At 36.4% G+C, this 14,528-nt stretch carries 15 protein-coding genes, 4 tRNA genes and 1 pseudogene; 8 read left to right on the top strand and 12 right to left on the bottom strand.

Annotated features, from left to right (window positions below):
• The 5 genes and pseudogenes from HDT10_RS09080 to HDT10_RS09060 all read right to left on the bottom strand — a co-directional run.
• Positions 1-320: pseudogene (locus HDT10_RS09080) on the bottom strand (hypothetical protein); the annotation flags it as partial.
• Entirely contained in the window at positions 321-1,463 is a 1,143-nt protein-coding gene (locus HDT10_RS09075) for a hypothetical protein (RefSeq protein ID WP_290882565.1), read from the bottom strand.
• Positions 1,464-2,519, bottom strand: coding sequence for a glycosyltransferase family 2 protein (locus HDT10_RS09070; RefSeq protein ID WP_290882562.1), 1,056 nt, complete (start codon positions 2,517-2,519; stop codon positions 1,464-1,466).
• A complete protein-coding gene (locus HDT10_RS09065) occupies positions 2,488-3,909 on the bottom strand; it encodes a hypothetical protein (protein ID WP_290882560.1) in 1,422 nt (473 codons plus the stop codon). Before HDT10_RS09065 ends, HDT10_RS09070 begins: the two co-directional genes overlap by 32 nt.
• A 74-nt stretch (positions 3,910-3,983) precedes the next feature.
• Positions 3,984-4,616 (bottom strand): glycosyltransferase, encoded by a 633-nt coding sequence (locus tag HDT10_RS09060; RefSeq protein WP_290882558.1) that lies wholly within the window; start codon positions 4,614-4,616, stop codon positions 3,984-3,986.
• 203 nt (positions 4,617-4,819) lie between these two features.
• Between HDT10_RS09060 and HDT10_RS09055 the strand changes: the two genes are divergently transcribed.
• Together HDT10_RS09055 and HDT10_RS09050 are read left to right on the top strand one after the other, a co-directional pair.
• Positions 4,820-5,005, top strand: a complete 186-nt coding sequence (locus HDT10_RS09055; protein WP_290882556.1) for a hypothetical protein — start codon at positions 4,820-4,822, stop codon at positions 5,003-5,005.
• A complete protein-coding gene (locus HDT10_RS09050; RefSeq protein WP_367159077.1) occupies positions 4,941-5,636 on the top strand; it encodes a class I SAM-dependent methyltransferase in 696 nt (231 codons plus the stop codon). The genes HDT10_RS09055 and HDT10_RS09050 overlap by 65 nt, the downstream gene beginning before the upstream one ends.
• 18 nt (positions 5,637-5,654) lie before the next feature.
• Here the strand turns inward: HDT10_RS09050 and HDT10_RS09045 are convergent, their stop codons facing one another.
• The 4 genes from HDT10_RS09045 to HDT10_RS09030 form a co-directional block, all read right to left on the bottom strand.
• Positions 5,655-6,188 (bottom strand): FkbM family methyltransferase, encoded by a 534-nt coding sequence (locus HDT10_RS09045; RefSeq protein WP_290882551.1) that lies wholly within the window; start codon positions 6,186-6,188, stop codon positions 5,655-5,657.
• On the bottom strand, positions 6,175-6,468 hold the full coding sequence (locus HDT10_RS09040) for a hypothetical protein (protein WP_290882548.1): 294 nt from the start codon (positions 6,466-6,468) through the stop codon (positions 6,175-6,177). Before HDT10_RS09040 ends, HDT10_RS09045 begins: the two co-directional genes overlap by 14 nt.
• A 30-nt stretch (positions 6,469-6,498) precedes the next feature.
• Entirely contained in the window at positions 6,499-8,070 is a 1,572-nt protein-coding gene (rny, locus tag HDT10_RS09035; RefSeq protein ID WP_290882545.1) for a ribonuclease Y, read from the bottom strand.
• Positions 8,071-8,287: 217 nt separating this feature from the next.
• Positions 8,288-8,437, bottom strand: a complete 150-nt coding sequence (locus HDT10_RS09030; protein WP_290882543.1) for a hypothetical protein — start codon at positions 8,435-8,437, stop codon at positions 8,288-8,290.
• Positions 8,438-8,582: 145 nt separating this feature from the next.
• Here HDT10_RS09030 and HDT10_RS09025 point away from each other — a divergent pair, with 145 nt between their 5' ends.
• On the top strand, positions 8,583-9,386 hold the full coding sequence (locus HDT10_RS09025; protein ID WP_290882541.1) for an MBL fold metallo-hydrolase: 804 nt from the start codon (positions 8,583-8,585) through the stop codon (positions 9,384-9,386).
• Positions 9,387-9,407: 21 nt separating this feature from the next.
• Here the strand turns inward: HDT10_RS09025 and HDT10_RS09020 are convergent, their stop codons facing one another.
• The 3 genes from HDT10_RS09020 to HDT10_RS09010 are packed head-to-tail and all read right to left on the bottom strand — an operon-like array spanning position 9,408 to position 12,605.
• On the bottom strand, positions 9,408-10,037 hold the full coding sequence (locus HDT10_RS09020) for a 5-formyltetrahydrofolate cyclo-ligase (RefSeq protein WP_290882538.1): 630 nt from the start codon (positions 10,035-10,037) through the stop codon (positions 9,408-9,410).
• Positions 10,019-10,609 (bottom strand): hypothetical protein, encoded by a 591-nt coding sequence (locus HDT10_RS09015; protein WP_290882536.1) that lies wholly within the window; start codon positions 10,607-10,609, stop codon positions 10,019-10,021. Before HDT10_RS09015 ends, HDT10_RS09020 begins: the two co-directional genes overlap by 19 nt.
• Before the next feature lie 4 nt (positions 10,610-10,613).
• A complete protein-coding gene (locus HDT10_RS09010; protein ID WP_290882534.1) occupies positions 10,614-12,605 on the bottom strand; it encodes a TonB-dependent receptor in 1,992 nt (663 codons plus the stop codon).
• A gap of 175 nt (positions 12,606-12,780) precedes the next feature.
• On the opposite strand from HDT10_RS09010, the gene HDT10_RS09005 reads away from it, so the two are divergent.
• From HDT10_RS09005 to tuf, 5 genes are all read left to right on the top strand, one after another.
• Positions 12,781-12,856, top strand: a tRNA-Thr gene (locus tag HDT10_RS09005).
• Positions 12,857-12,908: 52 nt separating this feature from the next.
• Positions 12,909-12,993 (top strand) — tRNA-Tyr (locus HDT10_RS09000).
• A gap of 8 nt (positions 12,994-13,001) precedes the next feature.
• Positions 13,002-13,078, top strand: a tRNA-Gly gene (locus HDT10_RS08995).
• A 60-nt stretch (positions 13,079-13,138) separates the two neighbouring features.
• Positions 13,139-13,213: transfer RNA gene (locus HDT10_RS08990), tRNA-Thr, on the top strand.
• Between the two features lie 110 nt (positions 13,214-13,323).
• On the top strand, positions 13,324-14,523 hold the full coding sequence (gene tuf, locus HDT10_RS08985) for an elongation factor Tu (RefSeq protein WP_290882532.1): 1,200 nt from the start codon (positions 13,324-13,326) through the stop codon (positions 14,521-14,523).
• Positions 14,524-14,528 lie beyond the last annotated feature (5 nt).

The following is a 14,528-nucleotide window of genomic DNA, read 5'->3' as shown; positions in this document are numbered from 1 at the left end:
CTAAGTAATGTCCTTAATCTTAAGGCTTTTTGCGATTCTACAACATAAGGCTTAGAGGTTTTTGAGGCATTGGAGAGATTCAAAATTTCTTGCGTAATAGGTAAATTATGCTCTTTGGCGAAGTTTAGAGCTAAAAAATCCTCGTTGCAAAAGGTATTGATAGAATGTGCAATAGAATGAGGGATAAAAGAATCTATTGCATCTCTTGTGATTGTGATACAACGATTCTCTATCTTTTTGCGTAATTTTTGACGCAAGGATTTAATAGGGATAAAGGCGCAAAGGAATTTTGCCAAGTATCTTTTGACATAAATTAGCATTTAATCTCCTAAAATTTGGTTTGGTATATTGTTGGAATGCAAAGAGAGCAAAAATTCATAGGTATTTTTTGCAATGACTTTATAATCCATTTTTGCTTGAGCGTTTTTGAAAGTGGCTTGTTTTTTGCTAAGTAAATGTTCTTTGGGTGTATTTAAGATTCTTTCTATGCTTTGCGTGATAGCGTTTGGACTATTTTGTGTAAAAAATGCAGTGGATTCATCAAAGAGGCGCAAATATTCAGGTAAATCATTGAGCAATGGAATCACACCATTGCCCGCATATTCCATTGCTTTAATCGGAGAAGAAACACTATAAAGGGGAGTGTTGGGAATAATGCCCAATCCGATGTCGTAAATGCTTAGCCGTTGAAGCATTTCTGTAAAAGGTAGGGGCGGGTGAAGTGTGATTCTACTATCTTGAGTAGAAATGTGGAGGATTTTTTCCACTTCTTTATTAGAACTTCCGCTAAAAATATCCAAGACAAACTCCCCTTTTGCTTCAGAAATTGCCTCTACAATCTTTGCTAATTCTCTATTTGCGTCAATAGAGCCGATATAAATTAGTTTTAAGGGTTGATTTATGGAGTGTGTATTGTGCGAGATAGATTCTAAATCTAAAAGGTCAAAGTCAATACCATTTGGGAGAGAAAAAATGGGGATATTTAGCTGATGAAAAGATTTAAAATGTAAAGTAGAGCCCATATAAGCTATACATTTGTTTAGGATTTTGTTGTGCAAAAAGAATTTAATCTTGTATTCTAACTTCTTGCGCCATAGGTGCTTTTTGTCCCTTTGTGCCTCATAGAGCCTGCGGTAATCATGTGGAAAAGTCTCCCAAAAAATCACCTGTTTGTGAAAAGGTAGGATTTGCTTAGCGATTCCATAAAAATTGCGCACGATGATGTAATCATAATCTAGCAAGTTTCCCCCAAGATTGAGAAAGCATTGGATAAATTTTCTATGCTTAGTAGAATAGGGTAGGATAAAGCGATTCGCTTTAAATTGGGGTTGGCAGACTCTGGAATCCTTAGTGAAATAGGCACAATGCACTTCTGCATATTCTAAGAGATATTTCTCAAAAACGCCTTTAAGCGTGCATTCTTCTTCATTGTATGGCTTGTCGGTAATACAAAGTATGCGCATTTATATTTTCCCAGTCTGGAATTTAGATTTTAAGTATTGTTTGATTCTTTTTGGCAGACCATAAACATAAGGAAAGTGAAGACAAAATCTTTTTCTATAATTTAAAAAGCGAGCATAAGGCAACAGATTTGCTTTAGAGATTTTCAAATCCTTAGAGTAGCCAATGATTTGAAGAAATCGAATTAAGGATTGTAGTAAAAGAGTTATTTGTGATTTGATATGATTTTGAATGATAGGAGAATCATAGTAAGCTAAAATTTCGTCATAATATTTAATAATTGTGTAATAAGAGTATATTTTTTTCTTTATATATGATAGTGACATTTGTTGTTTAGTAATTGAATTATCATTAAAAGTGTAATTATAATATGGTTTGGAGTTGATATAGATTGCCTTTGTTTTTAAAATTATTTCCAAACAAAAAGGATTGTCTTTGTGAATGATATGAGGTATGAAAGCTGTTTTGGATTTAAAAAGAAATTTGGCTTGAAAAACAAATTGTGGAACAGAGTGCAAATTATCTTTTAGGTATTCTATCAATAATGTGGGAGCAACGGTGTTTTCCAAAATTTGCTCATTTTTCAAGAAATAATGTTTTATTAATATTTTTGATTGGGATTGTATTTTAAAAATAGAATCTGTCATAATGATTTCTATATTTTTATCTGTATTTGAAAAAACAATTTGTGAGAAAATTTCTAATGCGTCTTTTTCCCAATAGTCATCAGAATCCACAAAACAAATATAGAATTTATCTTTGTTTGTAGAATCAAAATTCGTTATTTTATCTTTGACTGCTTCTAGCCCTCTATTTCTTGCCAACGATAACCCTTGATTTTCTTGAGAGAAAAGTATAAATCTTTGGTCTTTGTTTGCATATTCTTGAGCGATTTTTTCACTAAAATCTGTGCTGCCATCATTGATTAAAATTGCTTCAAAGTGAGGATAAGTTTGATTTGAGATGGAATCTAAACATTTGGGCAAATATGATTCTACATTGTAAATAGGGATAATAATAAAAAATTTAATTTGCATCTTTATTAATTTGTTGAACAATAGAATTTAAGATGATTTGTTTCATTTTCTGTTTGAAATTGATATCGTTGCTTAAAAGAGTGAAGTTGGATATTACTTCGTCGAAGTCTGAATAAGAGGGCGAATACCCCCCTATTTTATTGATAGCTTCTTGAAGTGAGTTTTTTGAGTTAATTTTAAAAGCGTCTTTAAGCAGTTCAAGGCATAATGTATTTTCCCCAAATATTATTATAGGCTTATGAATCATAATAGATTCCAAAAGCGCAGAACCACATATAGATGCAACTGCTTTTGCATTTTGTATTAGTATATTGCTTGACATCTCAATACTTATTAAACAAGTATTTGGAAGCAGTTGTATTTGTTTGTAAAAATATGGACTTCTAAAGTAATGAATGTTTTTCAGAAAATAATCATTTGTATCATAGCAGAAGAAAGTGCTTGGATGTTCTTTGATGTATAGTTTCCAATTTTTCGGCAAGCATTCAGATAGCCATTGTATAATAAAAAGTTGAGCATTTAAAGTGGTTGTAGCCATAATGCTTGCTTCTGGTTCTTGGTGCAGCGAATAATAAATATAGTTTTGCTCTAAAGATGGGGTTATTGATATTTTGTCATATAGTTTTTTGAGATTTTTTACATATATGCTAGAAGTAAAGATTTCACCTCTTGTAAGCAATGGCTGTTTGATGAAAGATTGTCTGTATTTTTGATAAGGAGTTTTTAAAATATCAGCAATGAAGTATGGAAAATTTCTAACCTGCTTTTTAAAAAAGAATTTATATGGGTGTGCAAAGCCAATCCTTTTCTTTTTAAATAGATTTTTCTGATAATATTCTTGTAACCCATTTACAAAAGTATGTATGTTGTGCAAGTGTTTTGAGCTGTTGTTGATTTTGATAAATTTCTTTTGATTCAATGAAATAATTTGCACAAGAGAAACACTGCCATATCCTAAAGGAGTGCAAATATTAAAGGTGGGAATATTTTTAAAGACAGCAATATCAATAGGAATGCAATCATAAGGCATTGAGTGATTTTGTCCCATCAATATTACAGCGTCTACCGTGTGCGATTCAAAAATTTCTAACCAATACGCAAGAGCGTTAAGATATTTTTGTTGGATAGTACCCATATCTGTAAATTTTCTTTGCAATCCATGTTCAATTTTTAGTTGAGTTGATCTAAAATTTTCTATATCAGCATAAGTGAGATTGTAATTATTTTTGTAGTTATCTTCAAAATTTTGTGTTACTTTAAAGGAGAGAAAGTGTTCGCAAAATGTTCCATATTTGACTCTTGCTGCTTCAATATCTCTAGTAACTAAAGCAATAATATTGTATTGTTCTGAGAGAAAATATTGGTCGCTAGAATTAATGTGGTCAATAATAATGCAAGAAAGTTTTGACATTTTAATTATCACTCAATGCTAGATATTTTTTCTTAAAATATTCCCAAAGGCTATTAGGATATTCCGCGTTTTTATCAAGTTGTAAATCTGACCACATAGCATTCCAAAGATGATATATATATATATATATCTTTATTAATTGTTATCTTGGTATGTGGCGTAATGAAATTTTTGGTTTCAAACCAATTAATATCACAAAAGTATTTGGCATCAACAACATAATTTTCTAGCTTATGCCGCACAATAAAATCTCCTAAAAAGAGTGGACCGATGATTCCCCATTTGACTTTTATAGGGAAATTAAATCTCAAGATATTTTCGAGTTTTAACCTTCCGGCTCTATTTTTTTTATCCGAGATTATTTGTTCCATTTCTTGAATAATTTTTAGTAACATTGGAGAACCTTTTGGGGCTTTTATAACGCATGTGGTTGGAATGATAGAACCGTCTTTTTGTCTTTCGGAAGCAAAAACAAAAGGCATATCAAGGGATTTTAAATTTTGGACACAGATCGTGTCTGTATCTACCCACCAGCCCCCTTCTTTATAAAGAATATAGTATCTAATATAGTCGCTAAAGGCTGCGATTCCAACTTCGCCTCTATTATCAAAAAAAATCTTGTCTTGCGACACTATTTCATTTGCATTCTTAATGGAAAAATTAGAAAAATTTTTATGGAGCTGTAATCTTTCTGTTAAATACAGCATAGAAGCATCTTGTGGTGTATAAGTATAAAGTGTAAAAGGATGATTACAGGAAAGATAGGAAGCAATACATAATATTTCCATGTCGCTAATAGCATTTTTTTTAATGTTTTTGCTAAACCAAAAACTATGAATCGTATTTTTTATGGTAAAATCCTTTTTTATTTGGTATTTTAATATAAAATTTTGTTTTTAGGAAGATGCAAATGTCAAAAAAGCAAAACAATTATGATGAGAATTTTTATCACTCTCAAGCACAAGAAAGTTATGATTCTGCAAAAGAAGTTATTTCTGGTATTTTAGCGGGGGGGGGGGGCATTTACCGACATAAAAAGCATAATAGATATTGGTTGTGGTGTTGGAACTTGGTTAAAGGCGTGGCAGGATATTAAACCAAACATTAGAATTTTTGGCATTGATGGCAACGATGTAGACGAAAGATTGTTTTATATTTCCCAAAAAGATTATTATAAGAGAGTGGATTTAAGAAAGAATGCAGATGAGGTTTTTAAAATCGTATGTCAAGATTCAGGGGCAAAGTATGAGGCTAAGCCTTTTGATTTGGCAGAAAGTTTGGAGGTAGCGGAACATTTAGAAGCACAATATGCCAAAAATTTTATTGATCTTTTGACTAAATTTTCAGATATTGTTTTGTTTTCTGCTGCAATTCCTTATCAAGGAGGAACAGACCATTTCAATGAGCAACCCCCAAAATATTGGGCAGATTTATTCTCTGAATTTGGTTATGTATGCTTTGATATTCGCAAAAATTTTTGGAACAATGAAAAAATTTGTTTTTGGTATAGGCAAAATTTATTATTGTTTGTTCATCAAACAAAAGTTCATTTGTTAGAGAACAAAGGCTTAATCCCTGAAGAGCCTTTGTATATTGCTCATCCAAAGTATATGGAAATTTATTTTCAGAAATGCCAAGAAAAATGCCAAGAAAACCCCATTAGACTTTATTGGCGACATCCAACGAGATTTATGCGGGATTTGGTCAGATTTGTTAAGGGTGTATAATAAACTGCATTTTCTGATTTAAATCCAATCAAGGAATATATTTTTTGCTCCATATTCTTGAATACGACTTTTAAGTTTTTGCATTTTGACATCACCATCAGAAAAAAATCTCTCATGTGTTTCACAAACAATGAAATCAATGTGTTGGTAGAGTTTTTTAGTTAAGATAGAATCCAAAACATTAAACTCTTCACCTTCAATATCTAGTTTTAGTAGATAGATTCTTTGATATTTTGGCAGGATGATTTTTTCAATCACTTGGCTTAAATCAATAACTTTGACATCATAAGATTCTTGAGTGGCGTCCATATCACTCTGCCCAATGCGATTCCCTTGCGAAAGAATTCCTCCTTTGTCTATGAGAAATTTTGTAGAATAGAATTTGTTTGAAAGTGCATTGCTGCTTACAATTACATTTGGATTATCTTTGTATTTTAGCTGCAAAAGTCCATTGAGGATAGTGTTTGGCTCAAAAGCATAAGAGATTCCACCGCAAAATAAAATTAAGTCTGTAACTACGCCGTTGTGGGCTCCGCCATCAATACATACCAAAGGTGGATTGTCTTGTTTTACTCTGCTGTCGGGGGGGGGGTATCATATCCTCATAATAGAAATCATAATGATTTGATTTCTGTAAGGATAGCATTTTATAAAAAATGTTGTAATGTTGCTCGGGAACACTAGCGTTACGGAGCATTAACTCAAGTTTGTGTGTCCCATAAGGATTGAAATAGAATCTAAATAATTCTTGTTGTAGTCTTTTAATTTCTGCAAAGTGTTTGCGTTTGGCTGGGGTTGCATTATGAATTTTCTTGATAAAATCTCTTAACATTTTAAATCTCCTCTATAAACTAGGTTTTCTTTACCCCGCCACCGCATACGCTCTTGTTTCTCGGATTACGCTGACTTTGACTTCGCCGGGATATTGCACTTGCGATTCTATGTCTTTGGCAATGTCTTTGGCAAGTAGATAGGATTCCTCATCGCTAATGTCTTCAGACTTGACAATCACACGCACTTCGCGCCCCGCGTTAATTGCATAAGCGTGTAAAACGCCCATTTTGGAAGTTGCGATTTTTTCTATCTCACTGACGCGCCTTAGATAGTTTTCTAGTACCTCACGTCTTGCGCCCGGACGCCCAGCGGAGAGAGCATCAGCCGCACAAACCGCCGCAGCTTCCACGCTCTTAATCTCCTCATCGCCGTGGTGGGATAGAATCGTATTGAGCACGACAGGGTGTTCATTGTATCGTCTTGCGATTTCTGCCCCCAACTCTACGTGCGTGCCTTTGAAATCGTGTGTGCGGGCTTTACCAATATCGTGCAATAATCCCGCGCGCGTGGCAAGCATACAATCCCCGCCCAATTCTGCCGCAATAATCCCTGCAAGATTGGCGACTTCTAGGCTGTGTGTCAAGGCATTTTGTCCATAGCTTGCACGATAACGCAACTTGCCGATGAGCCTTTTAATCTCGGGGTGGATTCCATTTAAGCCCAAATCTAGCACCACGCGTTCGCCCTCTTGATACACATTTTCTTCAAAATCTTCAAAGCATTTTTGATAGATTTCTTCAATGCGTGCAGGCTGAATCCGTCCGTCTTCTACCAGACGATTAATCGTTTCTACTGCAATCGCACGCCGATAGAGATTGTGAGAGCTCACAGTAATCACATTGGGAGTGTCGTCAATGATAATATCCACGCCACAAATCATTTCTAGACATTTGATATTGCGTCCCTCTTTGCCAATAATGCGTGCTTTTAAATCATCACTTGGCAGGACAATCGTATGAATCAAACGTTCTGCGGCAAACTCCCCTGCGAAGCGCGAAGTCGCCATTGCTAGGATATAGTTTGCTCTTGCCTTTGCTTCGGCTTTGGCGTTTGCTTCTTGTTCTCTAATGATTTTTGCGCACTCTAGTTTGGCTTCTTCTTTGATACGTTCTAGTAGCATACCTTTGGCTTCGTTTTTGGTCAAATAAGCAACTTTAGAGAGATTTTTTGTAAGCTCTTCTAGCTTTTGTTGATAAGTATTCTTGAGTTTTTTCAGCGCACTCTGCTCTTCAAAAAACGCATTGCGGTCTTTGCTAAGTAGCTGTTTTTCATTATCAAGTCGGCAGAGTTCCCTTTCAATGCGTTGGGATTCTCTCAATTTTTCTTTCTCAAAATTTAATGAGTTTAGCTCGTATTCTTTGATGATTCTAGCACTCTCTCTATCGCATTTTTCTTTTGCTTCTATCTCTATATCTTTGGCTTTGATTTTAGATTCTTGTAGGAATCTTTCCGCCTCATATTCTATTGCTTTTGCCTTTGCCTTTGCTTGCTCTAGCAAGACTTTAGAATCCGCACGCGAGAGTTTGTGTGAGATAAGATAGCTTCCACCTCCGGCAAGCAAAGCGGACAATACAGAACTCGTAATCACCCATATTACCATATTAATACCTTTAAGATTCGTTAGGAAAACAAAGGTTTAAAAGCAAGCTTGTTATAATTTGGAGAAATTTAGATTTTGTAATTTATTAAACTTGTTACCCTAACTTGAATTGATATAATTGATTAATTATTGAAAATCTTTATATCTTTATAAATTCTTATTCTACTCTTTTTTAGTTTAATGAGAGTTTAAGTAATTTTTAAAGGAAGATTTAAAGCTATAGATTTGCGAGATTATGGATTGCTTCGGGCAAGCCCTCGCAATGACAAGAAAGGAATACGCAAATACTCCACTGCGTCATTGCGAGGAATGAGTAAAACAAATGACGAAGCAATCTATAATTTGGAATCTCGCCTCTAAGTCCCATTTCTCGTCATTGCGAGAAGTCGTAAGACTTCGTGGCAATCTATCATAATGCACTTCATAAATTAAACAATGGAAGGATTTTTGATGATTAGAATCTTAAGGATTTTTTGTGATATAATCCAACCACAAAACCAAGAGGAGAGGGAATGTTTAAGCCTTTATTTGTATTTTTTCTTTTTTTAAATTTTGCTTTTGGGGGGAATGTCTCTCCAATCAAAATGGCAAGCAGCGAAGTTTATGTGATTTCTCTGCAAACAAGTGCGTTGAGCTTGGATTTTCTCGCTTTGCAAGATGAGAAGCAAAAACAATTCGTAGAGCAAAATTCTGCCAAACTCACACCCAATGAGCATAATATTTTGCTGATTAAGTCTCCCAATTTTACGGCATTAGTAGATACAGGGTATCCCCATACGCAAAAGAATCTCAAAACTGCATTAGAAGCATTGAATGTTTCTTTTGATGAGATTACGCATATCTTTATTACACACGCGCACAGAGACCATATCGGCGGAATCCTAGATGAAAAGGGGCAAAATAACTTCCCTAATGCCAAACTAATGATAGACAAAAGAGAGTTTGATTATTGGCAGAATGTCGGAGATAAACACGCTAAAGATTCCATTAATAGCTTTAAAGAAATTGTTTATTTCACTCCAAACAAACCCTTGCTTCAGGGGGATTTAGAGATTCTCGCGCTTCCAGCCTATGGACACACTCCAGGGCATAATATGATTTTGTTGCAGCACAAAGAGGACAAACTTCTTTTTTGGGCTGATATTATGCACTTTTATGCCTTGCAAATTGCAATGCCAGAGATTGCATTGGTTTTTGATGTGGATAAGGACGAGGCTATCAAAACACGCAAAGAGGTTTTGCAACGACTGAAAAGTGAAAAAATACCGGTAGTGGGTGCGCATATGCCTTTGAGCCAACCCATTGTTTTAGAATAGCTTTTTTAAGTAATTGTTTTGTTATTTTGTTTTAAGTGAATGTCGTGCGTTACTTTGATGAGAGAGCGCATAAAGAGGAGTAATCAACACATCGCCCCGAATATCATAGTCTTGCGTGATGACTTCTGAAGCATAGTTAAAATTGCGGCAAACAAAAAGGATTTTTGGAGTCTTGCGCGAGGCTTGATAAGGCGCGAAAAATCTATCATACATTCCCTTACCAAACCCTATGCGCCGCAATTCTTTATCCACTCCAAGCACAGGGACAATCGCACAATCTATGGTTGCGTGATAGCTAGAATCGCTAGGCTCAAAAACCCCAAAGGATTTCTTTTGTAAAGGAAGTCGATAGGGCACGGCTTTGAAGCTTTCTTCGTGCATAAAGGGCAAGAATACCCGCACCCTTTTTGTTTTCCGATAGAATCTCAAGAGTTTTCTAATGTCAAATTCTAAGGGCAAAGGCGAATAAAAAAGCAAATTTATAGGATATTTGGAGTGCTTTTTATGGGATTGGATATAGCATTGCAAATGCGCTTTGAGTTGTTTTTGGATTCTGGAATCTAGCCCATAGAGGTTTTTGCGCATTCGTGTTTTGATGAGATTCGCCTTGAAAGTCTTGCGGTAGGTTGCCTTTAAGCCTTGCGATTGCATTGTTGTCCCTTTGTCTTTTTGAAAGAATAAAAAAGTGTCATAAATACAGCGCATTGTAGCAAAAGCAGCAAAAAATGTATGCTATAAACTTGCGATTCTTTTTGCTCTATTCCAAAAAATTCTAGGGTTGTATAAAACACAAATGCGATTCCGAGTCCCAAAAGATAGCCGATTTGTTTGTGTTTGTCCAATGCGGATAAAATCACTTTGCGTGAAAAAATCAATGTTTCTGCGCGTCCTAAATAATCCCCAAAGATAAAGGTAATTTGGTAAAGTGCGTAAATCATTATCGCACCAAACAAAGTATCAGGAAAGAGCAAATAAGCCAAAATATAGCCAAAGGGCACAACTTCCAAGCCTAAAAGAATCCTTTTGTAAGGCTTTGTTTGGAGGATTTTGGTATAAAACAACGTCAAAACAAACGCGCCCAGTGCGAGTGAGATTCCACCAATAGAATAGGTTTTGGGGCTTAAAGGAGCATAGATGATGAAAATTGTCCCTAATGAAACCCCCAAGAAAAGGGAGTTTAAGAGTTTATAGGCGCAATAGAATCGCAGAGAAATGCTGCGCATCATCTCACCAAGAGTATTTTATGCCACCGCCAAAAACGCGCTCAAACTCATAAGGATAGTAGCTTTGAGAGACAACAATCGCATTTTTGTGGTTGGTGAGATTCTGCACATAGGCGTAGATTTCAAAGCCTTTTAGCTGATAGCTTGCATTGAGATTGAGACTTTGATAGTTTGGGGCTTTGGTATTGGCATTGTCAAAGTCGTTATAATCATACGCTCGTGAGCCATATTTATAAGAGATTCCAAGATTTAATTGCGTGATAGGTAAGTAGTTGAGGCTTGCGCTTAGTGTATGCTTAGAGACGCCCGGAATCGTATTGCCCTTATATCCCTCATCGCCTTGCATTGTCGCATCAACATAGGCATAACTTAGACTAGAATGCACTTGTGCATTAAAATGTGTGGTGAATTTCGCTTCTCCCCCAATTCTACGCGTCTTATCAAGGCTTTGATTGTCATAAATGCCTGTCATTTTATTTAAGCCATAATAAGCTTCTTTATTGCCATTAATCCAAAAAAGATTTCCGCTTAACTCGTGGATTCCAAACAAACTTTTTGTGCCGATTTGATAAGTATCAAAGGTCGCAGTGTCAATAATATTATTTGGGATTGGAGCATAAGTAATCGGGTCATAGCGCAACATCCAATCCACATTGGGTGTAATAAAACTGCGGGAATAAGAAGCAAAGAGTGAAGTTTGCGCACTTAAGGGATAATGAAATCCCAGCTCACCGCCCCATAAATTATCTTGCTTGCTATAAGCTCCCTCTCCATTTTGTTTGGAAATCACCCTTTGCGTAGAGATTCCAGCATTGAGGGTGGAATCCCCGAAGTATTTTTCTCCATTAAGATAGAGGAGCACAGAATCCACTTGCGCCTTAGTAATGCGGTTGTTAATGCGTGAATTTGTCTTGAGTTCGCCGCCAATTTCTGCAAGATAAGAATCGTTGCGAAAAGAGGAGTTAAAATCTCCAAAGATTCCTTTGCCATTGTATTTATTGTCAAAGTTAATATATTCACTTTCGTTGCGCATACCGCCAAAATTAACATCAGTTATGATTCCAGAATCTCCAAAATGTGTGAAGCCCAAACTATAAATCAAATCCCAACGTCTTTGGTGTGTGAAAGTGTCCCCCCCCCAAGCAGAGGGTAAGGGGGCTTGTGTGGGATTGCTATCAAATTGTGCCTTTGTAAGAGGGCTTGCATACTTGATAGCGTATTGGGAATAGTTGAGGTTCGTCCTAAAAAGTGTGGAATCACTAGGGTAGTAAAAGGCTGTGATTCCGCCATTTTTATTATGGCTTCCGTCTTTTTCTTCGCTCCCTTGTGTAATTTTTCTTGCACCCTCGTTGTGCTGGTATTGTCCATACACTCCAATGTTCAAAGTATCCCCTACATGACGCGCAAAAAATTGTGAATTGAGTGTGTCATAGCTCGCATAACCCACATTCAATGCACCTCCTGCTTTGCGATTCGTAGTGATTTTTAGGATTCCGCTTGTCGCACCATTGCCATATTTGGTTGTGCCTTTGCCTCTTAAGATTTCTATTTTTTGGATAGAATCTAGTGGGATTCCACTCAAAGAAACAGGCGTAGAATCAATATTGTCTAGGCGCATTCCATCTACAATGATAGCGAGATTTTTATGTCCATTTTGTCCAAATCCGCGCAAATCAATGTTCGCAGTGTAGGGATTGCCATATGTTGTGATTTTAAGTAGAGAATGTTGATTCAAGAAGTCGTAGATATTTTGAGCATTGGATTGTTGGATTTCCTCTGCACTAAATTCTTCTTTGAAATCGTCATTTTCTACAAACTCTTTTGCGTGGGTGATAGAAAGTTTCAAGTCTTGAGATTCTACAAGATTTGACTTTTCATTCAAGGCGATGTTTTGACTTTGCGCTAAAAGCGCGCTATTGAGTGCCAAAATTGCCGCAAGTGAAAAGTATTTCTTTCTAAACCCTTTAGGATGTAGAACTTTATGCTTGTGTTGCATATTTTAAGCCTTTCAAATGAGATTTTGCAAGATTTTAAGTCTTAAGATACCGAAATCTTGGACTTAAAAATCATTTGCAAACAGGATTATACCGAAATAATTTTAAACAAAAGTATTGACAATTAAAATAAAAAGTAGTAGAATCTCATCTCATTTTTATGAAAAATGTAAGAATGCTGGCGTAGCTCAGTTGGTAGAGCAGCTGCCTTGTAAGCAGCAGGCCGGGGGTTCGAGTCCCTTTGCCAGCTCCATAATTTATTATAATTTTTCAGTGTTTGACCAGTTTTATTGATAATATTTTGGGGTGAGATACTCAAGTGGCCAACGAGGGCAGACTGTAAATCTGCTGTTTATGACTTCCGTGGTTCGAATCCACGTCTCACCACCATAAGCCATGCGGGAGTAGCTCAGTTGGCTAGAGCATCAGCCTTCCAAGCTGAGGGTCGCGGGTTCGAGCCCCGTTTCCCGCTCCATACTGGGAGCTGATTCTACGAAATCTTATTTTAATCAGCAAAACACTTTTTAATTATTATGCCCATATAGCTCAGTGGCAGAGCACTTCCTTGGTAAGGAAGAGGCCGGCGGTTCAATCCCGCTTATGGGCTCCAGTTTTTCAAAGATTGTGATGGAATTGTAGAAAATGTTACGATTCTTAATTTTAAAATTGGTAAAAATAGTGTAGAATTACCGCTATTTAACTTAAATTTAGGAGAAGCTTATGGCTAAAGAAAAATACGTCAAGTCTAAACCCCACGTAAATATTGGAACAATTGGGCATGTTGACCACGGTAAAACAACTTTAAGTGCTGCGATTTCTGCTGTTCTATCAACAAAAGGTCTAGCAGAAATGAAGGATTATGATAATATTGATAACGCTCCAGAAGAAAAAGAGCGCGGTATTACCATTGCAACTTCACACATTGAATACGAAACAGAAAAAAGACACTATGCGCATGTGGATTGCCCCGGGCACGCAGACTATGTTAAAAATATGATTACAGGTGCGGCGCAAATGGACGGAGCGATTCTAGTTGTTTCTGCTGCGGATGGTCCTATGCCACAAACGAGAGAGCATATCTTATTGTCTCGCCAAGTAGGCGTTCCTTATATCGTTGTGTTTATGAACAAACAAGATATGGTAGATGATGAAGAATTGTTAGAATTGGTAGAAATGGAAATCAGAGAACTTCTCTCAAGCTATGAATTCCCCGGCGATGATACACCAATTGTCGCAGGTTCAGCACTCAAAGCACTAGAAGAAGCAAAATCAGGCAATCTAGGTGAGTGGAGTGAAAAAATTATGAAGCTTATGGATGCGGTAGATGAATATATCCCAACTCCTGTGCGTGAAACTGATAAAACTTTCTTGATGCCAATTGAAGATGTTTTCTCAATCGCAGGTCGTGGAACTGTTGTTACAGGAAGAATTGAAAGAGGAATCGTAAAAGTTGGTGATGAAATTGAAATCGTAGGAATCCGCCCAACACAAAAAACAACCGTAACCGGTGTTGAAATGTTTAGAAAAGAACTAGACCAAGGTGAAGCGGGAGATAATGTCGGGGTTCTATTAAGAGGAACAAAAAAAGAAGAAGTAGAAAGAGGTATGGTTCTATGTAAGCCATCTTCTATTACTCCACACAAAAAATTTGAGGGTGAAATCTATGTTCTATCCAAAGACGAAGGTGGAAGACATACACCATTCTTTAATGGTTATAGACCACAATTCTATGTTAGAACAACAGATATTACAGGTTCTATTGCATTGCCAGAGGGTGTAGAAATGGTAATGCCGGGCGATAATATTAAAATCACAGTGGAATTAATCAATCCTATTGCACTTGAAGATGGAACACGTTTTGCGATTCGCGAAGGTGGTAGAACTGTGGGTGCTGGTGTGGTTACAAAAATTATTGAATAGGCTCA

It is taken from the genome of Helicobacter sp. (assembly GCF_014799995.1).
Classification (GTDB): Bacteria; Campylobacterota; Campylobacteria; order Campylobacterales; family Helicobacteraceae; genus Helicobacter_D.
Note: the sequence above shows the minus strand (reverse complement) of the source record. Positions and strands in the feature narration are given on the sequence as shown.

Coding starts and splice junctions, on each gene's coding strand:
- HDT10_RS09075 (WP_290882565.1), bottom strand. CDS start 1,463: ATGCGCATACTTTGTATTACCGACAAGCCATACAATGAAGAAGAATGC.
- HDT10_RS09065 (WP_290882560.1), bottom strand. CDS start 3,909: ATGTCAAAACTTTCTTGCATTATTATTGACCACATTAATTCTAGCGAC.
- HDT10_RS09060 (WP_290882558.1), bottom strand. CDS start 4,616: ATGCTGTATTTAACAGAAAGATTACAGCTCCATAAAAATTTTTCTAAT.
- HDT10_RS09055 (WP_290882556.1), top strand. CDS start 4,820: ATGTCAAAAAAGCAAAACAATTATGATGAGAATTTTTATCACTCTCAA.
- HDT10_RS09040 (WP_290882548.1), bottom strand. CDS start 6,468: ATGTTAAGAGATTTTATCAAGAAAATTCATAATGCAACCCCAGCCAAA.
- rny (WP_290882545.1), bottom strand. CDS start 8,070: ATGGTAATATGGGTGATTACGAGTTCTGTATTGTCCGCTTTGCTTGCC.
- HDT10_RS09030 (WP_290882543.1), bottom strand. CDS start 8,437: ATGGGACTTAGAGGCGAGATTCCAAATTATAGATTGCTTCGTCATTTG.
- HDT10_RS09025 (WP_290882541.1), top strand. CDS start 8,583: ATGTTTAAGCCTTTATTTGTATTTTTTCTTTTTTTAAATTTTGCTTTT.
- HDT10_RS09020 (WP_290882538.1), bottom strand. CDS start 10,037: ATGCAATCGCAAGGCTTAAAGGCAACCTACCGCAAGACTTTCAAGGCG.
- HDT10_RS09015 (WP_290882536.1), bottom strand. CDS start 10,609: ATGCGCAGCATTTCTCTGCGATTCTATTGCGCCTATAAACTCTTAAAC.
- HDT10_RS09010 (WP_290882534.1), bottom strand. CDS start 12,605: ATGCAACACAAGCATAAAGTTCTACATCCTAAAGGGTTTAGAAAGAAA.
- tuf (WP_290882532.1), top strand. CDS start 13,324: ATGGCTAAAGAAAAATACGTCAAGTCTAAACCCCACGTAAATATTGGA.